Source organism: Albidovulum salinarum (assembly GCF_025673475.1).
Classification (GTDB): domain Bacteria; phylum Pseudomonadota; class Alphaproteobacteria; order Rhodobacterales; family Rhodobacteraceae; genus Albidovulum; species Albidovulum salinarum.
The window spans coordinates 237,878-258,008 of the sequence record NZ_JAOVQO010000001.1; the positions used below are offsets into that span (position 1 = coordinate 237,878).

Genomic DNA, 20,131 nt, shown 5'->3' on the forward strand with positions numbered 1-20,131 from the left:
AGGTGATGATTTCCCGAGCGATTGGTGCGGCAGGCATTCTCGTGCTGGTTTCGGCCTGCACGGACCCCGAGGTGATCCTCGAAGGCGAGCGTCAGGACGTGCGGGCCGCCGCCATCGGAGCCGATGCCGCGCAGCTTGCGCCGGCAGCGGCCGTCGCGGCGCCGATCTCGCTGCCGGCGATGCAGCGGAACGCGGAGTGGACCCATCGCGGCGGCGCGACCACCCACCGGATCGGGCATGTCGCGCTCTCGGCGTCGCCGGCGCCGTTCTGGAGCGCGCGGGTCGGTGAGGGCGACGGCCGCAGGAACCGCATCACCGCCGATCCGATCGTCGCAGCGGGGCGGATCTTCACGCTCGACTCCAGGGCGACCGTGACCGCGACCGGCACCAATGGCGCGACGCTGTGGCAGGCCGACCTGACGCCGCCGTCCGAGCGGAGCGGCGACGCCTCGGGCGGCGGTCTCGCCTATGGCGAGGGTCGGGTCTTCGCGACGAGCGGCTATGGCGAGCTTCTGGCGCTCGATCCGGCGAGCGGCGCGGTCGTCTGGCGCCAGCGTTTCGACGCCGCGGTCGGCGGCGCGCCGGCGGTCTCGGACGGGCGCGTCTACGTCGTTGCGCGCGACGCCTCGGCCTGGGCCGTGCGCGCGTCGGACGGCAAGGTCGAATGGGTGCTGCCCGGTACGCCCTCGAATGCCGGCGTGTTGGGAGCCGCCGCGCCGGCAGTCGATGCGCGGCAGGCGATCTTCCCCTTCACTTCGGGTCAGATGGTCGCGGCCGCGAAGGACAGCGGCGTCGGTCTCTGGAGCGCCAATGTCGCGGGTCAAAGACGCGGCCGTGCCTATGCCTCGTTCGCGGACCTGACCGGCGATCCGGTGATCGCGGACGGCGTCGTCTATGCCGGCACCTCGGCCGGCCGGCTGGCGGCGGTCAATGCCGATACCGGTCTCACGCTCTGGTCGGCCCGCGATGGCGCGACGAGCCCCGTCGCGGTCGCCGGGGGCGCTGTCTTCTTCGTCAACGACGAGGATCAGCTGATGCGGCTCGACGCGGCGACCGGCGCCGAGGTCTGGCGCGTCGACATGCCCTATTTCACCAAGGACCGCGACAAGCGGCGCCGTGACATCGTTGCCCATTACGGCCCGGTTCTTGCCGGTGGCCGGCTGGTCGTCGCCTCCTCCGACGGCTTGATCCGCAGCTTCGATCCCGCCTCGGGGGCGCTTGTCCGGACGGTGGAACTGCCGGGCGGCGCGGCCTCGGCGCCGGCGGTGGCTGGCGGCGTGCTCTACGTGGTGAGCAAATCGGGCACGCTTCAGGCTTTCCGCTAGGCGAAAGCTTGTGTAAGAGGGCGGCTTCGGCCCTCAAGGATACGCATATGAGCTTCACCCTCGCCATTGTCGGGCGCCCCAATGTCGGCAAGTCCACGCTGTTCAACCGGCTCGTGGGCAAGAAGCTCGCGCTCGTCGATGACCAGCCGGGCGTCACCCGCGATCTGCGCGAGGGCGAGGCGCGGCTCGGTGACCTGCGCTTCATCGCGATCGACAGCGCCGGGCTCGAGGACGTGGCCGACGACAGCCTTCAGGGCCGGATGCGGCGGCTGACCGAGCGCGCGGTCGAGATGGCCGATATCTGCCTCTTCGTGATCGACGCGCGGGCCGGGGTCACGCCGACCGACCAGGTCTTCGCCGAGATCCTGAGGAAGAAGAACGCCCATGTGATCCTCGCCGCCAACAAGGCCGAGGGCAGGGCGGCCGACGCCGGCGTGATCGAGGCCTATGCGCTCGGCCTCGGCGAGCCCCTGCGGCTCTCGGCCGAACATGGCGAGGGGATGGACGAGCTTTACCACATGCTCCGTCCGCTGGCCGAGGAGTTCGCAGCCCGCGCCGCGGTGGACGCGCCCGAGGTCGATGTCGACGTCAGCGACGACGAGGCCGACGAGGGCCCGCGCAAGCCGACCCGCGAGAAACCCTTGCAGATCGCCGTGATCGGGCGGCCGAACGCCGGCAAGTCGACGCTGATCAACAAGATCATCGGCGAAGAGCGCCTGCTCACCGGCCCGGAAGCCGGGATCACCCGCGACGCGATCTCGGTCAGCGCCGACTTCATGGGCACGCCGATGCGGATCTTCGATACCGCCGGCATGAGGAAGAAAGCGAAAGTTACTGAAAAGCTTGAAAAGCTTTCCGTTGCAGACGGTCTCCGCGCCGTCCGTTTCGCCGAGGTCGTGGTCGTGCTCCTCGACGTCGGCATCCCGTTCGAGCAGCAGGACCTGCGGATCGCCGACTTCGCCGAGACCGAGGGCCGTGCGGTGGTGCTGGCCGCCAACAAGTGGGACCTCGAAGAGGACAAGACCGAGAAGCTGAAGGAGTTGCGCGAGGCGTTCGAGCGACTTTTGCCGCAGCTCAAGGGTGCGCCGCTGGTCACGGTCTCGGCCAAGACCGGCAAGGGGCTCGACCGGCTCCACAACGCGATCCTGAAGGCCTATGACGTCTGGAACCGCCGGATAACGACGGCGAAGCTCAACCAGTGGCTCGGCGCGATGACGGAGGCGCATCCGCCCCCGGCGCCGGGCGGGCGTCGGATCAAGCTCAGGTACATGACCCAGGTGAAGACGCGGCCGCCCGCATTCGTCGTCATGTGCTACCATGCCGACCAGCTACCCGACAGCTATTCGCGCTATCTTGTCAACGGGTTGCGGGCCGATTTTGACATGCCGGGAACGCCGGTCCGGCTGACGTTCCGCGATCAGGGCGACAAGAACCCCTACAAGGACAAGAAGTTCCACACGCCGTCGCGGCTGAGAAAGCACGTCGGGAACCCGGTAAAGAAGTGATGGCGCAGGTGGCGCGCTCTCAGCGCGTCACGCCCCATTTAACCTCGTTGGCCTCGATCGCGGCGATGCGGTCGGCGGATTTCGGATGGCTCATCATCCATGCCGGGGCGCTGCCGCCCATGCCGGTGAGGGTTTCGAGCTTCGAGAACAGCGACTTCTGCGGGCCGGTGCCGATCCCCGCCTTGACGAGCAGCGCCGAGGCCCATTCGTCGGCTTCGTATTCGTCTTGACGGCTCAGCCGAGCGGCGAGCAGCGAGGTGAGGAACCCCGCGACATAGATGCCGATCCCGGGCAGGAACCGGCCGAGAACCGTCGCCAGCACGACCCGGATCGCGTTCTGGCCGGAAAAGTCGATCATCCGGCGCCTTGCGTGGCCAAGTGCTACATGGCCGAGTTCGTGGGCGATGACGCTCGCCATTTCCTCGGCTGTAACCGCGCCCTCGCGGAACTTCTGGTAAAAGCCCCGCGTGAGGAAGATGCGGCCGTCCGGTGCGGCGAGGCCATTCACAGGCGCGATCTCGTACAGATGGACCGGGACGCGCTGGATGCCGAGCGCGGTTGCGAGGCGGGCGGTCACGGCGAGAAGCTGCGGATCTGCGAGCGGCGTCGATTGCGCGTCGAGCGTCCGCGCCGTCCGCCAGGCGGAGAAGCGGTAGATCACGACGCCGTAAAGCAGCGCAAGGAGGATCGGGGTCAGCTTCAGCATGGGTTATATATGGGGGCGGGACGGTGTGGTTGGAAAGGGCGCCAGGGTGTCCTCTTCTCAGGGATCCTCGAAGAAGGCCAGCACGTCGTCGAAAACGCGGGGTCCGGTCAGGAACATCAGATGCCCTTGTCGGGGATAGGCGTAGACCCCGCCGTCGCCGGCCTTCTGCGCCACGGCGAGGGTCTGGTCGAGCGAGAAGATCGGGTCCTCGCGGCCGAGATAGATGCGAACGCGCGGCTGGAGCCAGTCCGGCACCGGCTCTAGTCTCCATTGGCGCAGGTCGCGGGTGTGTGCGCGCGCCATTTCCCGGTCGGGGACGAGGATCTTTCCGCGCTGTTCCGCCGCGATCCTGCGCGAGAGTTCGGCAAGCTCGGGATCGGCAAGCCCCGCGCGGCCGAAGAGGAGGACACGGTAGTATTCCTCCCAGACCGCGTCGCGGTCGAATGTTCCGGCACGTCTCGCAGCGCCGAGCAGGTCGAGCGTTCCGCGCAGCGTGGTCCGGATACCGCCCGCGTGATCCGGCGACGGGGCCAGGGCGGCGGCGCGGACGTCGTAGCCCTCAAGGCGGCGGGCCGCCTCGATGACGATCGGCCCGCCGGCGGAATAGCCGAAAAGCCGGATCTTCTTGCCGGGATGCTCTCGCGCGAACTCGGCGATGGTGTCGGCCGCCGTCTCGATCCTCAGCGCGTGATCGAGCGGCAGGCCGTCGAGGCCGGGAAAGCGGTAGTAGACGAGCGCGTAGCCGGCATCGCGCCAGCGGTCGGCAGCGGCGAAGATCGACACCGAGGCGAAGGCGCCGGGCACGAGGATCGCGAGCCTGGGCGCCCGCGCGACCTCGGCGCGGTCGTAGGCCAGGGGGGACTCTGCTCCGCGCGGTGGCAGCGTGGGGGCGCCGCAGCCGGTGAGGGTGATCACGAGGAAGGCAAGGATGAAGCGAAGGAGCATGGCGCCGGATCGGGAACGGAGGTCCAGCCTCCGGCATCGGGCGATTCAGATCAAGCGGGACCGCCTCGGCCGGGTCAGGTCATCGCCTTCATCGCCCGTCCGATCCCTTCGAGCGTCAGCGGGAACATCCGGCCCTCGAAGATCTGGCGGACCATGCCGACCGACTGGGTGTATTGCCAGTGCCGCTCGGGCAGGGGATTGAGCCAGACATTGGAGGGCCAGTGCTCGCGCGCGCGGGCCAGCCAGACCTGACCGGCCTCGGCGTTCCAGTGCTCGTTCGCGCCGCCGGGATAGGCGATCTCGTAGGGTGACATCGAGGCGTCGCCGACGAAGATCGCCTTGTAGTCGCCGCCATAGGTCCGAAGCACCTCCCAGGTCGGGGTCTGCTGGTCCCAGCGGCGGCGGTTGTCGCGCCAGACGCCCTCGTAGAGGCAGTTGTGGAAGTAGTAGTACTCGAGATGCTTGAACTCGGCGCGGGCGGCCGAGAATAGTTCCTCGACGACGCGGATATGCGGATCCATCGAGCCGCCGACATCGAGAAAGAGCAGCACCTTCACCGCATTGTGCCGTTCCGGCCGGGTCTTGACGTCGAGGTAGCCGTGTTCGGCGGTGGCGCGGATCGTGCCCGCGAGGTCCAGTTCCTCTGCCGCCCCCGTGCGCGCCCAGCGGCGGAGCCGTTTCAGCGCCACCTTGATGTTGCGGGTTCCAAGCTCGACCGTGTCGTCGAGATTCCGGAAATCGCGCCGGTCCCAGACCTTCACCGCGCGCTGGTGGCGGCTTTCCTTCTGGCCGATCCGGACGCCTTCGGGGTTGTAGCCATAGGCGCCGAAGGGAGAGGTGCCGGCGGTGCCGATCCATTTCGAACCGCCCTGATGGCGGCCCTTCTGTTCCTCGAGCCGCTTCTTCAGCGTCTCCATCAGCTTCTCGAACCCGCCCAGGGCTTCGATCTGCGCCTTCTCTTCTTCACTCAGCGTCTTTTCGGCGAGTTTCTCCAGCCATTCGACCGGAAGGTCGATTGCCTCCAGCACCTGTTCGACCGAGATCGCCTCGAGCCCCTTGAAGGCCTCCGAGAAGGCGCGGTCGAAGCGGTCGAGATGGCGCTCGTCCTTCACCATCGCGGTGCGGGCGAGGTAGTAGAAGCCTTCGATGTCGTAGGTGACGAGGCCCGAGGCCATGCCTTCGAGAAAGCCGAGATACTCGCGCAAGGTGACCGGGATGCCGGTCTTGCGGAGTGTCTCGAAGAAGCGAAGGAACATGCGGGATCAGGACAGGCGGTGGACGGCGATGGTGACGAAGAGCCCGGCGATGGCGAAGATGATCGCGTGAACCGCGGCATACTGCAGCTTGTCGAGCCGGTCGCCGCCGCGGCGCGTCGCGCGCAGCCAGCCGGTGAGGGCGCCGAGAAGGGTGGCGGCGAAGAAGATCATGGATGTCTCGCTCTCTGGACCGGGGAGAGTGCGGCGATGTTCATCAGCCTCCCCCAGACCTCGGTATCGGAGGCGAAGCCATAGCGCGCCCAGCCGAGGCTGTCGAGCCTGACCTGCCGTGCCTCGCCGCTGCGTCCGAGCATGTCGAGCGCCTCGGCCTTGACCATCAGGAAATGGGCGAGGAGGGCGGCGTTCTCGGCCGCGGAGACCGCAGGAATGGAGGCGTCCGCGAGCGCGATGGTCTCGTTCGCGCGGCCCTGCGAGAGGGCGAAGGCGGCAAGCTGCATGTCGGCATGGGCGGCGTGCAGTGCGAGGCCGGGTTGGCTGTGATAGATCGCGGCGGCCTGACGGAAGGCGAATTCCGCGACTTCCGCGTCGTAACCGAGCGACAGCCGGCCGAGTGCGAGCCAGGTGAAGCCGGCGCGCGCATCCTTCCAGCCGTTGGCGCGGGCGATGTTCATCGCCGTGACCGCGGCCGAGCGGCGGCGCGACTCGGAGGTGCCGGGGCCGAGCGCGGTCTCGATCGCGTCGGCATAGGCGCGCGGGGTGATTTCAGGGCGCCGCGGCCGCACGGCCTCGCCGCGCGGGTTGAGCCGGGCGAGGAGCGCGGGCAGGCGCACGGCCACGTCGCGGGCAGTCATCCCGTTGCGCAGTTCGGGTGCGTAATAGGCGCGCAGCATGAGTATGTCGAAACCGGTCAGCACGGTGTGGATGTTGTCGTCGTTGAAGACGGAGTCCGGCAGCCGGTAGAGGTCGTTCAGCGGGCCGAGCGCCTGGGCGAGTTCCTCGTGCAGGCAGTCGCGGACCTCCTGCGGGGCGGTGTCGCTCGGGATGAAGATCACTGCGCGTTCACGCGAGGTGAGGGTGTACCAGTCGATCATGGCACGCCGGGCGCGGCGGTACTCGCGCGACGAGCCGACGCGGGGCGCCACGAAACAGGCGGCCTGGGGAACCATGCGCTGCATCGTGCGCAGCGGCAGGAATTCGATCGAGACCTCGCTGTCGGGATCGGCAGACTGGATGATGTCGATCCCGGCCTCGTTCCGCAGCCGGCTGAGGAGCCGGCGCAGGTCTTCCGGCGCGCTCGGAGGCACGGCACCGATCATCCGCACGCGTACGGGGCCTTCGAAGCGCGTGAAGACGGCAAGCTCGCGTCCGCTTTCGAGCCGGAACGAAAGGTCCATGAAATCTTCCGCCATGTCCGCATTGGCGCGGCGCGGCGGTGTCACGGAGGGGCCGGCGAAGCGGCGCATCGGCGGCAGATCCGGCAGCACCATGCGGGCCGTGACCGGCGGGGGCGGGACGGGGGTGCAGGCGGTTGCGGCCAGAAGCAGGGCGCAAAGCAGGAGGCGCAACGCTCAGGTCCGTTCGTGTGAAAGGGCCGGGGCCGGACGACGATGGGGCGGAACGCGACGCGCCTGCTCATCGCCGGCCGCGACCGGCCGGATCGTCAGAATGTCGGGCATCGCCACTCGCTCCTTCCGCTTCTCATGAGAAGGTTAGCCGAGCCTTCGTTACAGCGCGAGAGGGAAGGGGCAACTTTTCGGACCGGCTCCGTGGGTAAAACCCGGGCGCCGCCTCAGCTCCGTCCCCGCGCCATGAACGCGAGCCGCTCGAATAGCTGCACGTCCTGCTCGTTCTTCAGAAGGGCTCCATGCAGCTTCGGCAAGAGGCTCGCCGGATCCCGCTTGAGGTCCTCGGGCGAGAGATCCTCGGCGAGGATCAGTTTCAGCCAGTCGAGCACCTCGGAGGTCGAGGGCTTCTTTTTCAATCCCGGCGTCTCGCGGATCTCGTAGAACTGCGTCAGCGCGGTCGCGAGCAGGTGCTCCTTGATGCCCGGATAGTGGACCTCGACGATCTGCTTCAGCGTCTCGGCCTCGGGGAAGCGGATGTAGTGGAAGAAGCAGCGCCTGAGGAACGCGTCGGGCAGTTCCTTCTCGTTGTTCGAGGTGATGACGATGACCGGGCGGTGCTTCGCGCGGATCGTGTCGCCGGTCTCGTAGACGTGGAACTCCATCCGGTCGAGTTCCTGCAGGAGGTCGTTGGGAAACTCGATGTCCGCCTTGTCGATCTCGTCAATCAGGAGCACGACCTTGGTCTCGGCCTCGAAGGCCTGCCAGAGCTTGCCCTTGCGGATGTAGTTGCTCACGTCATGGACCCGCTCGTCGCCGAGTTGGCTGTCGCGGAGCCGGCTCACGGCATCGTATTCGTAAAGCCCCTGCGCCGCCTTCGTCGTTGACTTCACGTGCCATTCGACGATCGGCAGCCCGAGCGAGAGCGCGACCTGACGGGCAAGCTCGGTCTTGCCGGTGCCGGGTTCGCCCTTCACGAGGAGCGGCCGTTCGAGCGTCACCGAGGCATTGACGGCGACCGTCAGGTCGGCGGTTGCGACATATTGTTCGGTGCCGGCGAATTTCACTGGATTTCCGTCACTTTGAAGCGGGTTTGACCCGGGTTTCCGTCATTTTGCAGCAGGTGTGTCCCGGGAGTCTTAGCGGCGCCATCAATTTGCCGCAAGGCCGGGTTAGGCCTAGTGACAACCCCCGCCGGTTGCGTTATGGGAGCGCCCGAGGAGAGCCGGATGCACATGAACAAGCCGAATTCAGATTCCGGCCGGCAGAAGGGAGCAGAGATGAAACCCGAGGTCTTTCTTCCCAACGATTACCGTCCGGCCGAAGACGAGCCCTTTATGAACGAGCGTCAGCTCGAATATTTCCGCCGGAAACTGCAGACGTGGAAGGAAGAACTGCTCGAGCAGTCCGCCGAGACGCTCGAAGGTCTTCAGGACAGTGCCCGGAACGTCCCGGACATCGCCGACCGCGCCAGCGAGGAGACCGATCGGGCGCTGGAGCTTCGGACCCGCGACCGCCAGCGCAAGCTCGTCACCAAGATCGATTCGGCGCTGCGACGGATCGACAGCGGCGAGTACGGCTATTGCGAGATGACCGGCGAGCCGATCTCGCTGAAGCGACTTGACGCGCGGCCGATCGCGACGATGACGCTCGAGGCGCAGGAAAAGCACGAGCGGCGCGAGCGCGTGCATCGCGACGATTGAGCCGCTGCGCGCAGGGGCAGGGATTTCCGGCACCGTGGTCGCAAGGCTCCGGTGCCGTTCTTTTTCGGGGGTGCGGGTATGTTGAAGGGGCGGAAAGTCACGGTGCTCGGGGCCGGCGTGGCCGGCCTGTCCGTCGCTCGCGCCCTGGCGCTCCGCGGGGCGGAGGTGACGGTGCTCGAACAGGCGCCGGAGATCCGCGAGGTCGGGGCGGGCCTACAGATTTCCCCGAACGGCGCGCGGGTCATATCCGCGCTCGGCCTTGGCGCGGCGCTCGGAAAGGCCGGGCAGCGCGCTGAGGCGGTCGAGCTTCGCGACGGCGAGAGCGGCGCGGTCGTGCTGCGGATGGACCTGTCGCGGGCGGGGACGGGCAACGACTTCCTGTTCCTGCACAGGGCCGATCTCATTGATGTGCTCCAGGAGGGCGCGCGGGACGCGGGCGTGACGATCCGGCTCCTGAAACAGGTCGACGAGGTCCGGCTGGGTGCGCATCCGCCGCGTCTCGTGACCACGCTCGGGGAGGAGTTCGAGGCCGAGATCCTGATCGGCGCGGACGGGTTGCATTCGAAGGTCCGGGCGGCGCTCAACGGAACGGTGGCGCCTTTCTTCACCCATCAGGTGGCGTGGCGCGCGACCCTGCCGGCCGAGCCCGGCATCGCGCCGGTCGCGCAGGTCTTCATGGGCTCCGGCCGGCACCTCGTGACCTATCCCTTGCGGGGCGGGCGGCTCCGGAACATCGTCGCGGTCGAGGAGCGCCGCCGCTGGGCCGAGGAGAGCTGGTCGTTGACCGACGACCCGCTGGCGCTGCGGATCGCTTTCGAGGAGTTCGTGCCCGAAGTCCGGGGCTGGCTCGATCGGATCGAGCGGCCCAATCTCTGGGGGTTGTTCCGCCACCCGGTGGCAGCCCGCTGGCACGGACACGGCGCGGCGATCCTTGGCGATGCCGCCCATCCGACGCTGCCGTTCCTCGCGCAGGGCGCGAACATGGCGCTGGAGGATGCATGGGTTCTCGCCGAGACGCTGGATGCCGGCGCCGGACCCGAAACCGCATTCGCGGACTACCAACGAGCACGCGAGGGGCGATGCCGCCGCATCGTCGACGCCGCCAATGCCAACGCGCGGAACTATCACCTGTCGGGCCTCAGGCGCGATGTCGCGCATCTGGGATTGCGGGCGCTCGGCAAGTTCGCCCCGGACCGTGTGCTTGGCCGGTTCGAGTGGCTTTACGGACACGACGTGGTTGGCGCCCCCCGGTAGTGAAAGCTGCGTGATGCAGCGCGCAATCGGCGCGTGTCCTTTCGCTCTCCCGAGGTGGGTCTGAACCATCCGGGCGAATCCGGCCGGAAGCCAAACCAAAGCTGATGTGCCGCCCGTTCCGGAAATGGCTGACGACATTCCGGCGCAGTGATGCATCCGGGTTACAGCGCGCACTGAACCTCCAGTTGTGCTTGTTTAAAGAAATAATCTGCCGCAGACTTCCCTGAAAAGCAGAGCAGTCTAAGAAAAAAAGTTATCGAAAGGATAGCAAATGGCAGGCAAGCCCTTGCGGGACGCATCTTGCGTTGCGTCGGTTGCGGTGGCGTCCTTGTTGTTGACGGGGTGTTCGGTCGAGACGCCATATCAGGCACCCAAGTTTTTCTTCGCATCGACCTATACCGGGCACAAAGATACCGCGCCGGTCCTTTTGAACAACGTCGCCTGGTGGGAAGGGCTTAAGGATCCGACCCTCAATTCGCTCGTTCAGCGGGCCCTGGCCGGCAGCCTCAGCCTCGCGATCGCCACCGAGAGGGTGCGGGAGGCGAAGGCCGACCTTGCCGCCGTGCCGACCCAGGTGACGGCGAACAGCGATGCCTCGGTGGTCCGGCAGAAGGAGGTCGCCGACACGCCGGAGACCCGGGCCGACGCGTCGCTCGGCCTGAGCTGGATGCTCGATCCCTTCGGCGAGCAGCGCCTGCGCAAGGAAGCCAGCCGGGCCCGCGTCGAGGTGGCCGATGCCGAGGTGGATGCGGCGCGGCTGCTGCTGCTCTTCAACCTCGCCAACGCCTATGTCGATCTTCGATTCAACCAGCGTGCGCTGGTCGTCCGTCAGAAGGAAGTCACATCGCGCGAGGAGACGCTCGAACTGACGGAGTCCCTGCTCGACAAGGATGCCGCCACCAAGCTCGATCTGGTCAGGGCCCAGGCGCGCCTCGCCGAGGCGCGCGCGACGGTGCCGGGGATCCGCGCCCGCATTCAGGGCCAGAAGAACCAGATCGCGACCCTGCTCGGCACGACGCCCGGCCGGCTCGATGTCAATCTGGACGCCGGGGCCCGCCAACCGATGCCGCGGATGTCGACCGGGGTCGGCATTCCGGCCGATCTGGTGCGCAACCGTCCCGACATCCGGATCGCCGAGCGCCTTTATTACGCGGCGGTGGCCGAAACCGGTGTGGCGCGCGCGGATCTCTATCCGAAGCTGTCGCTCGGCGGGGCGATCAGTCTCGCGCGGGTGGGCGGCAATACGGGACCGGAGTACTTCTTCGGCCCCGCGATCGCACTTCCGACCCTGCCGTTGCAGACCGGGCGCGCCCGCGTCGCAGCCCAGGAGTCGCGGGCGAGGCAGGCCCATACAAACTGGACTTCCACGGTGATCAACGCGATCCGCGAAGTCGAGGATGCGCTGTCCGATTACGCCCAGAGCCGTGCCGCGACCGAGCAGGCCCGCAATGCCGTCGAGCTTTACGGCGAGGCAGTGGACCTTACGCGTGGCATGATCGCGCTCAATGGGGCGACGCTGAACGAGCTGCTCGATGACGAAGAAAACCTCAGCGATGCGGAGATTGCGCTGGCGGCGAACCTGCGTGCACAGGCCCTCGCTTTCGTTGCGCTCAATTCGAGCCTGGGGGCAACGGTGCAGGGCAGCGGCTCGCCAACCGTGGTTGCCAGCGCAGGTTCGGAATAGGTCCTCGTCGGCAGTTACTGTTCGCGGAACGCGCGGCTCATCGAGTCGACGATGGGCTTCACCAGGTATTCGAAGAAGGTCCGCTCGGCGGTTTCGATCATGATCTCGGCCGGCATGCCCGGGGTCGGCGTGAAGCTCTTGACACGCTCCAGCTCGGAGGCCGGAAGCTTCACGCGCGCCACATAGACCTCGCGCAGGTTGTTGCTGGCGTCGACCGGGAGCGAGTCCGCCGAAACATAGTAGACCTCGCCCTTGAGGACCGGCGTCGTGCGCTGGTTCAGCGAGACGAGCCGCACCGTTGCCATCTGGCCAAGGCGCACATCGTCGATATCGTTGCGCGGCACCTGCGCCTCAATGATGAGGGGGGCGTTCTTGGGCAGGATCTCGGCGATCGCCTTGCCGCCCTCGATGACGCCGCCGGAAGTGAAGTAGTGCATCCGCACGACCGTTCCCGAGACGGGTGCGCTGATCACCGAGCGCCGCAGCACGTCCACCGCGTTGTAGGACTGCTCGCGCACGCTGTCGAGCTCGGCCTGGATCGCCTGCATCTCGTCGAGCGCGGCCTGGCGGTACTCGTTGTAGGTCAAGTCGATCTGCTGCTCGTACTTCTCCTTGAGTGACTGGGTTTCGGCCTGGTCGGCCGAGAGCCGGCCGAGCTGGCCTTCGGCATCGATCATCGCGCGCTCGATCGCGTTGACTTCGGTCTTGCGGATCAACCCCTGCTCTAGGAGGCTGGATTTCGCGACGAAATCCTCCTGCAGGAGAATATGCTGCCGCCGGAGCGCGTCCTCGTGCGTCGCGTAGCCGGTGACGCGGCTGTCCAGTGCCGAAATATTGGTCTTGAGCAGGATGACGTCACTTTCGAGCTTGGTGCGCGATGTCTGGAAATTGAGGCGCTGGTTGTCCATGATCTCGATGATTTCGGGATCCTGGCCCTTGTCCAGCAAGAAGGACGGGAAGGTGATCCGCTCGGCGCCGTTGAATTCGGACATCAGCCGCGCGTTGACCGCTTCGAGCCGGGCGCGGCGCAGCATCAGTTCCCGCTGGTTGGCCAGCGCTGCAGTCTGTTCGAGGTGGATCAGGGGCTGCCCCTTGACGACCGCGTCGCCTTCGGAGACGAGGATTTCCTCGATGATCCCGCCTTCGAGGTGCTGGATGATCTTGTTGTGGCCGGTCGCGACGAAGCTGCCTTGCGCGATCACGGCCGCCGCGAGCGGCGCGGTGATCGCCCAGAAACCGAATCCGCCGATCGCGATGATGATCAGCGCGACCCCGATGATCGTGTGGCGCGAGACCGAGCGCGGAACTTCGGAATACCATTCCTCCGCGTGGTAGTTGGGGTTCTGCGGAACAACGAGCTGGGTGCCCATGGTCGTTGCGACTCCTTACTGGCGTTTCTGCGCGATCGTGGGATTCGCGGGCTTGGCGTTGCGGCGCGCGGAGATCGCCTGCATGACCTCCTCGCGGGTGCCAAAGAGGTTCACGCGCCCGTCGGTCAGCAGCATCACCTTCTCCACCGATTGCAGGAGCGAGGGTTTCTGCGTCACGACCACCACGGTGATGCTGTTGCGCCGCGCATGGTCCATCGCCCGCGCCAGCGCCTTGTCGCCGGCGTTGTCGAGGTTGGAGTTGGGCTCGTCGAGGACGACGAGGCGCGGGTTGCCGAAGAACGCCCTGGCAAGCGCGATCCGCTGCTTCTGGCCGCCCGAGAGCGGCGAGCCGTCGGCGGAGACGACCGTCTCGTAGCCCTGCGGGAAAGTGGCGATCATGTCATGCACATCGGCGAGCACGGCGGCCTCGTAGATCTGCTCGTCCGTCGCGTCCGAGCGCATCCGCGCGATGTTGTTCTTGATCGTGCCGGGAAAGAGCTGCACGTCCTGCGGCAGGTAGCCGATGCTCTCGCCGAACTGGCGCTGGTCCCAGTTGCGCAGGTCCATCAGGTCGAGCCGGACGCTGCCGGAAGTGGGCAGGATCGACCCCACCAGCATCTTGCCAAGCGTGGTCTTGCCGGCGCCCGAATTGCCGATAATCGCGAGCGAGCCGCCGGGATCGAGCGAGAAGCTGATCGAGTTGAGGACGACCCGCTTGGTGCCGCCGGGAACATAGAGCAGCCGCTCGACGTCGAGCCGGCCCTCGGGGTTCGGCAGAAGCAGGCGGTCGACGTTCAGTGGCGAGGACTTGAGCAGGGCCGTGATCCGGTCGAACGCGGCGCGGGAGAGGAGGAAGCTGTTCCAGCCCTCGATCGCGCCCTCGATCGGCGCCAATGCGCGGCCGGCGATGATCGAGGCGGCGATCACCATGCCGCCGGTGATGTGGCCCTGGATCGCGAGGTAGGCGCCCCAGCCTAGCATGCCGACCTGGGTCAGCAGCCGCACTGCCCGCGACATCGAGGCGGTGATGACGTTGCGGTCCTGCGCGCGCACCTGCGCAGACAGCGAGGCCGCCGTGTCCTTGCCCCAGATCTCGACCGCCTCGGGGATCATCGCAAGCGCATTGATGATCTGCGAGTTGCGCGACATCGAGTCGAGATGCTGGTTCGCCTTGCTCTGCGCGACATTCGCCTCGGCGAAGGGGCGCGAGGTCAGGCGCTGGTTGATCAAGGCGATCACGACCAGAATCAGCGCGGTCGTCACCACGATCGCGCCGAGATGCGGATGCACGAGGAAGATCGCAAGGATGAAGAGCGGTGCGAAGGGAATGTCGAGAAAAGACAGGAGCGTGCCGGACACGAGAAAGCCGCGCAGTTGCTGGAGGTCGCCGAGGGTCTGGTACTCGCGTCCGGTCCCGTGCAGCGAGGCACGCGCCGCGGCGGCCAGGATCGGCGAGCCAAGGCGCACCGCGACCTCCACCGCCGTGCGCATCAGGATGAACCGCCGCACGGCGTCGAACACGGCCTGGAGCACGACGGCGCCGACGATGACCGCCGTCAGCATGATCAGAGTGTCGACCGAGCGGCTCGTGAGCACCCTGTCGGAAATCTGGAAGAGGTAGACCGGGATCGCGAGGATCAGAAGGTTGGTCATGCAGGTGAACAGCATGACAGCCGCGAGGTTTCGGCGGACGGCCCATTTTCCGGCCGCGAGGCTCTTGGAAAAATCGGTCGGCCCCAGGCGCTTGTGGAACCTGTTCCCGTTCATCCCTCCGCCGCCGGCGTTGGCCGTCGGCTGTCCCGTGCCGTTGACCGTGCCTCCCGAACGGTCACCCCCCGCCTTGCCTTCGATCGTGGTGCCGAGGCCCGTACGGCGGCTCTGGAAGTTCGGGATATGTCCCGTGCTTTCGTCGTCCTCGCCGGGACCGTTTGGAATGTCTTTCACGATCAGATCCTTTGAAAATGACTTCAGGCAAGCATCGTCTGCATGACATCGGCCGAACTGGCGTCGTTGCCGTGGCCGTTGCCGTGGCCATCGGACGGGTGCCCGTCGTCATTGCCGTACTGGTCCTCGATCATACCTTCGGCGAGGAACGCGACAGCTTCGCTCGCAAGGTCGGACTCGCCCGACATCGGATCCTCGAGCGAGATCAGTTCCGCCTGGTAGAGCAGGGCGTCCGAGTAATGCTCGCCCCCGACATGAACGGTGGAATCGGTTCCGTATTCCTCGATCGACGCCAGGTTGAGCAGCGCGTTCGATCCGGTCGTCACCGTCACGCCATCGTCACCTGCCGAAGCGAGCAATTCGCCGGCGAGCAGTTCGACCTGGTCGGCGTCGCCGAGAACGTTGGTCTGTTCGACGCTCTGCGAGTTGATCAGGTTGCCGTCGATGTAGAGCACGCTGAGCATCGTGTCGCCGCTGAAGGCCTCGTTCTTCAACAGCCAGCCCGGAACACCGTTGGCCCCCTCGCCGAGCATGGTGATGAACTGCTTCTGCATCGCGTCCAGCGGCATGATCGTGTCGCTGCCGAGTTCGTAGATTGCTGCCTCGTTCCACAAAAGATTGCCACCGCTTCCGACGACGCCGCCGTGATTGTCGAGCGTGACGGCGTCGGTATCGAGAAGCACGTTCATCTGGTTGATCATCGCCAGGTTGATCAGATGGCCGCCGACCACGATCAGGTCGTACTGGAAGCCGAGTTCGTAGAGCGACACGCTGTTGGTGATCTCGTTGCCGCCGAAAACAAAATTCGACTCCGAACCCGAGAAGGTCATTGCGGTCACGTCGTTGTCGACGACGAAGTTGAACTGTTTGATCCAACTCACGTTAATCACATCGCCCTCGATCCGGGTAATCGCCCAGTGCTCGGGGAACTTCGCGTCGACCGGATCCTTATCTTGCTCGGCGGGCGCGGATTCGCGGATCAGGCTGGCGACGTTCCACGCGGTCGTGAGCGCGCTGTCGCCGGCCTCGTCGGCATCCGCCGAGAAGGAGACGTGATCGTCGTTCCAGACGTTGATCTGGCTGATCATGTGAAGCGATACGCTGTCGCCGCCTACCAGCATCACCGGCGCGTAGAGCCAGCTCGCCGACAGCACAACCTCATTGACGAGCAGGTTGCCGCCATGCACCGCCTGATGCGCCGGGCCTTCGTCCTCGGCCGGGCCGGTGACCGGCGTCGTTCCCTCCGCGCTCGCCGCCAAGTTCTCGTCGAGGCTCTCATCCGCGTTCGCATCCGCGCCCTCTCCGGCGCCCTCCGCCGGCGGCGGAGCGAGATAGGCGGGAATGTGGTCCTGCCAACTGGGAAGCTCTGTTACTTCCTCGCCGTTGACATGCAGGCCGTAAGCGTCGTCGCCTTTCAAGAGAGTGATCTGGGCGCCCTCGACCTCGGGGACCTCGACTTCTTCGATGAACTTGACCAGCGAATGGGCCATGTCGGAGTAGCTCACCTCGCCGTCCGGCAGCACGGCCGGGCTGAAGATCTGCAAGGCCTTGCCGGCATCGACAAGTTTCTCCAGTGCTGCCTCGAGAACTTCCTTGCTGACGATCGGCCCCTGGAAGGCGTCCGTATTCCACTGGTCACTGTCGTGAAGGACGTTCGACTGATGGATGACGACCGCAACCGAACTCGGCGCCGGGATCTTGAAGACGACATCGATTGGGCCGCCGCCGCTGCGGTCGCCGCCGCCGAAGCTGATGCTGACAGTATGGCTTGCTCCCGCCGGCAGGGGGGAGGCGAACCCGGAGACCGGCGGAGAGAGCAAGCCCGGCTCCGCGAACCCGGCATCGACGTCGGGCGACGGGACTGCTGACCGCGTATCCGGCGCATCCTCGGACTTCGCCTTGAAGCGGATCTTGCCGTTGAACTCGTCAGGCTCGAAGTCGTCGATGATCTTGGGATTGATGACGGAGAGGTCTTCGGGGCCGTCGTTCAGTCTCTTCAGGGCCCGGAATTCATCGTACTCGGCCCGAAGCCGGGCCTCTTCAACGCTCAAATGAAACAAACCAATAAAGTGAGAAATGATCTCGGTCGCATTGTCGAAATAGCGCATCGTCCTGGACCTCGTCTAGCGTGGTTTCCGGTCGTCGCGTTGACCTTATGTCGTGTGGCGGGCCTGCGCGGCTAATCCGCGCAGGCCCTGGTCTGTCGCGCCGGGCGATCAGCTCATGTCGTCGTCGCCGATGAACGTCGAAGACAGGTTGCCGCCGACCACAGTCATGTCGATCGAGTTACCCATGATGTTGGCGCCCTGGACGATGTCCATGTTGAACGCCGCGGTGTCGATCGCCGCATCGGCAGAGGCGGACGAGGTCCCGTTCACATAACCGTCGTCACCGTTGTTGGACCCCCAGACGCCGCCGTTCGCGACGCCGCCATCGCCGTTCGTGGCCATGCCGCCCATGCCGCCCATGCCGCCATTGGCCATGGAGTCACCGACCGTCGCGGTGCCGCCACCGCCGCCGCCGCCGCCGGAAGCGTTGGTCTCGCCGTAGGCCGCCGCGAGGCCGCCGGCGAAGCCGCCATGGCCGCCCTCGGCATCCGCTTCGCCCCAGGCTGCGGCCAGACCGTCCGCGAACCCGCCGTCGCCGCCTTCGCCTTCGCCGTTACCGGCGCCGAGGCCGAGGCCCGCGCCATCGCCCGCGTCGCCGCCGTCGCCTTGGGCAAAGCCGAGGCCGAGGCCGGCACCGTCGGAGCTGCCGCCGTCACCGGCTTCGCCATTGCCCGCGCCAAGGCCTATGCCGAGCGCGTTCGCGTCGCCGGTATCGCCGGAGGTGCCGTCACCGCTGCCAAAGCCGGCACCGAGTGCGTTCGCATCGCCGGTATCGCCGGAGGTGCCGTCACCGCTGCCAAAGCCGGCGCCGAGCCCGTTCGCATCGCCGGAATCGCCGCCCGTGCCCGAGCCGGCTCCCAGCCCGGCGCCAAGGCCCGCGCCGTCACCGGCGTCGCCGCCTGTGCCGGTGCCCTCGGCTTCGGCGTCTTCGACTTCGCCTTCGCCGCCGGAGGCTTCGATCTCGCCTTCGCCGTCGCCGGCACCGCCGTCACCACCGGTTCCGGTGCCCTGACCGGCGCCAAGGCCCAGTCCGGCCGCGTCGCCACCCTCGGTGTTGCCGCCGAAGCCGCCACCGAGACCGGCACCAAGGCCAGCCGCATTGCTGTCGCCGGTATCGCCGCCTTCGCCTTCGCCGAGGCCGACACCAAGACCAGCCGCGCTGCTGTCACCGGTTTCGCCGCCTTCGCCGCCGCCGAGACCGACACCGAGACCGGCCGCATCGCCGCCGCTCGCGTCGCCGCCTTCGCCTTCGGCCGTGACCGCGTTCTCGGCATCGCCGGAGCCGCCGTCGCCGCCGAGACCCGCGCCGACGCCAAGGCCGACGCCGAGGCCGGTACCGGAGGCGCCGTTCGCCTCTCCGCCCTCGCCTTCGGCTTCGACGTCGTTGGCGGTACTGGCGCTGCCGCCGTCAGCCTGGCCGCCCGCCGCTTCGGCTGCGGAAGCGGTCGTGCCTTCGCCATCACCGCCATCACCGCCGTCAGACTCGGCTTCACCACCGATCGAGAATGCGTGTCCGCCGCCGCCACCATCGGCCTGCGCATAGCTGCCGCCGTCTCCGCCTTCCGGCTCGGTGCTGATGCCGTCGCCGGACGTGGCATAACCGCCAAGCGCCATGCCGCCGGCATAGAACGCGCCGGAATTCGAAACCTCGGCGTTGTCGAGCTGGTCGTTGTCGGTCATGTTGTTCGACTGGACGAACACATTGGCGGAGTCGTTGCCCGCGGCACCAAGCGAACCGTTGAGGAAGTTGTCGAGCGTGATGTCGCCGTTGAAGGCGGCCACATCGTCGATGTCCACAGTCCCGCCCTCTTCAGCTTCGGCGGAGATGTCGATCACGTCGTCATCGGTCTGGTTCCAGTCGATGGCGAGATCGACGTCGTTGGTGATATCGGTCGTGACGTCGGTGTCATTGGTCGCGGCGTTGTTGGCGTAGTTGTCGCTTTTGGCTTTGGCCTCGGCGTCGTTCTGCGCACCGGCATCCGCCGCGGAATCGGCCTGGGCCTGACCGTCGGTCGTAGCCTCGGCTTCGCCTTCGCCCTCTTCCTCGCCGCCCTCGGCTTCGGCTTCGGTCTCGCCTTCGACCTCACCCTCGGCCGAGGAATCGGCCTGCGCGTCGGCCAAGGCCTCGTTCTCCGACTCGGTGCGGGAATCGAGGTAGGAGTCGTTCTCGGCTTCGGAGTCGACGGAGTTGTCGACCTCATTCTCAAGCTCGAAGTTGAAAGGCCACCAGTTTCTGTTGCTCATGACAATTCTCCGGTTGGTGGCCGGATCACCGCCGTTCATCTCTCAAGCGGTATGGTCCGGCACGGTTTCCTTATTGGATTTCGCTGACAGGGAAACGCCTGGACCGGTGGTCTCGTGCTCTCCTTTCCATCAATGACCGGCTCAAATGTGTTCCTGCGAAACATCGCCCCCGGGAGAACGTTCGACGTCCCGGAGCCGGCACACATCGGCAGAAATTGCCAAGTGATGCCTGAAAATGGTCACGCGAAAACCACTTTTGGGGTAGCTGGCAAATCGGACTAGCGGTGCCGCGGGAGACGGAATGGCCGTGTTTCTAACGACTTGCGTAGCCGGACGCTACGTCGCTCAATCAACCTGAGGTATCGAATCACCGCGGGGTCTAATGCTTGTGGCGCCGATCGGGCAGGGTTCAGACGCGGCGAAGCGGTACCGAGCTACCCGGTCGAAGCGGAAAGATCGCTACGGCAATCAGGTTCGGTCTGTAATACATTGAAATAGACGGAGATACCCAACAGGGCCGGGATAAATCCTTGGAGCTAGTCACATATTCCAATGGTTAAGGTT

15 protein-coding genes are annotated in these 20,131 nt (G+C 66.4%); 5 read left to right on the forward strand and 10 right to left on the reverse strand.

All coding sequences use genetic code 11. The annotated features are described in order from the left end of the window. The first annotated feature begins 5 nt into the window (after positions 1 to 5). Both OEZ60_RS01200 and der read left to right on the forward strand, forming a co-directional pair. Complete coding sequence (locus tag OEZ60_RS01200; protein ID WP_263332713.1) at positions 6 to 1,325, forward strand: outer membrane protein assembly factor BamB family protein; 1,320 nt, start codon at positions 6 to 8, stop codon at positions 1,323 to 1,325. Between the two features lie 47 nt (positions 1,326 to 1,372). Beyond that, positions 1,373 to 2,830, forward strand: a complete 1,458-nt coding sequence (gene der, locus OEZ60_RS01205) for a ribosome biogenesis GTPase Der (protein ID WP_263332395.1) — start codon at positions 1,373 to 1,375, stop codon at positions 2,828 to 2,830. Between the two features lie 19 nt (positions 2,831 to 2,849). On the opposite strand, the gene OEZ60_RS01210 is transcribed toward der, so the two are convergent. From OEZ60_RS01210 to OEZ60_RS01235, 6 genes are all read right to left on the reverse strand, one after another. Further along, positions 2,850 to 3,536 (reverse strand): M48 family metallopeptidase, encoded by a 687-nt coding sequence (locus tag OEZ60_RS01210; RefSeq protein ID WP_263332397.1) that lies wholly within the window; start codon positions 3,534 to 3,536, stop codon positions 2,850 to 2,852. Between the two features lie 57 nt (positions 3,537 to 3,593). Beyond that, positions 3,594 to 4,481: a lipase family alpha/beta hydrolase gene (locus OEZ60_RS01215; RefSeq protein ID WP_263332400.1), complete on the reverse strand. Its 888-nt coding sequence runs from the start codon at positions 4,479 to 4,481 to the stop codon at positions 3,594 to 3,596. Positions 4,482 to 4,555: 74 nt separating this feature from the next. Further along, positions 4,556 to 5,737 carry a vWA domain-containing protein gene (locus OEZ60_RS01220; protein WP_263332403.1) on the reverse strand — a complete coding sequence of 394 codons (1,182 nt, stop codon included), beginning with the start codon at positions 5,735 to 5,737 and terminating at the stop codon, positions 4,556 to 4,558. A 6-nt stretch (positions 5,738 to 5,743) separates the two neighbouring features. Then, positions 5,744 to 5,908 carry a hypothetical protein gene (locus tag OEZ60_RS01225; RefSeq protein ID WP_263332405.1) on the reverse strand — a complete coding sequence of 55 codons (165 nt, stop codon included), beginning with the start codon at positions 5,906 to 5,908 and terminating at the stop codon, positions 5,744 to 5,746. After that, positions 5,905 to 7,263, reverse strand: coding sequence for a DUF2927 domain-containing protein (locus OEZ60_RS01230; RefSeq protein WP_263332407.1), 1,359 nt, complete (start codon positions 7,261 to 7,263; stop codon positions 5,905 to 5,907). Before OEZ60_RS01230 ends, OEZ60_RS01225 begins: the two co-directional genes overlap by 4 nt. Before the next feature lie 224 nt (positions 7,264 to 7,487). Further along, positions 7,488 to 8,327, reverse strand: coding sequence for an AAA family ATPase (locus tag OEZ60_RS01235; protein WP_263332409.1), 840 nt, complete (start codon positions 8,325 to 8,327; stop codon positions 7,488 to 7,490). Between the two features lie 213 nt (positions 8,328 to 8,540). On the opposite strand from OEZ60_RS01235, the gene dksA reads away from it, so the two are divergent. The 3 genes from dksA to OEZ60_RS01250 all read left to right on the forward strand — a co-directional run bounded on the left by dksA (position 8,541) and on the right by OEZ60_RS01250 (position 11,901). Further along, positions 8,541 to 8,963 (forward strand): RNA polymerase-binding protein DksA, encoded by a 423-nt coding sequence (gene dksA / locus OEZ60_RS01240; protein WP_263332715.1) that lies wholly within the window; start codon positions 8,541 to 8,543, stop codon positions 8,961 to 8,963. Between the two features lie 78 nt (positions 8,964 to 9,041). Beyond that, positions 9,042 to 10,217 (forward strand): FAD-dependent oxidoreductase, encoded by a 1,176-nt coding sequence (locus tag OEZ60_RS01245; protein ID WP_263332412.1) that lies wholly within the window; start codon positions 9,042 to 9,044, stop codon positions 10,215 to 10,217. Positions 10,218 to 10,488: 271 nt separating this feature from the next. Next, positions 10,489 to 11,901 carry an efflux transporter outer membrane subunit gene (locus OEZ60_RS01250; RefSeq protein WP_263332414.1) on the forward strand — a complete coding sequence of 471 codons (1,413 nt, stop codon included), beginning with the start codon at positions 10,489 to 10,491 and terminating at the stop codon, positions 11,899 to 11,901. Between the two features lie 14 nt (positions 11,902 to 11,915). Here the strand turns inward: OEZ60_RS01250 and OEZ60_RS01255 are convergent, their stop codons facing one another. From OEZ60_RS01255 to OEZ60_RS01270, 4 genes are all read right to left on the reverse strand, one after another. Next, a complete protein-coding gene (locus OEZ60_RS01255) occupies positions 11,916 to 13,271 on the reverse strand; it encodes an HlyD family type I secretion periplasmic adaptor subunit (RefSeq protein ID WP_263332416.1) in 1,356 nt (451 codons plus the stop codon). Between the two features lie 15 nt (positions 13,272 to 13,286). After that, positions 13,287 to 15,206 carry a type I secretion system permease/ATPase gene (locus tag OEZ60_RS01260; RefSeq protein ID WP_411709774.1) on the reverse strand — a complete coding sequence of 640 codons (1,920 nt, stop codon included), beginning with the start codon at positions 15,204 to 15,206 and terminating at the stop codon, positions 13,287 to 13,289. Between the two features lie 32 nt (positions 15,207 to 15,238). Next, positions 15,239 to 17,323 carry a hypothetical protein gene (locus OEZ60_RS01265; protein ID WP_263332419.1) on the reverse strand — a complete coding sequence of 695 codons (2,085 nt, stop codon included), beginning with the start codon at positions 17,321 to 17,323 and terminating at the stop codon, positions 15,239 to 15,241. 108 nt (positions 17,324 to 17,431) lie between these two features. Next, a complete protein-coding gene (locus OEZ60_RS01270; RefSeq protein WP_263332421.1) occupies positions 17,432 to 19,567 on the reverse strand; it encodes a hypothetical protein in 2,136 nt (711 codons plus the stop codon). Between the last annotated feature and the right edge of the window lie 564 nt (positions 19,568 to 20,131).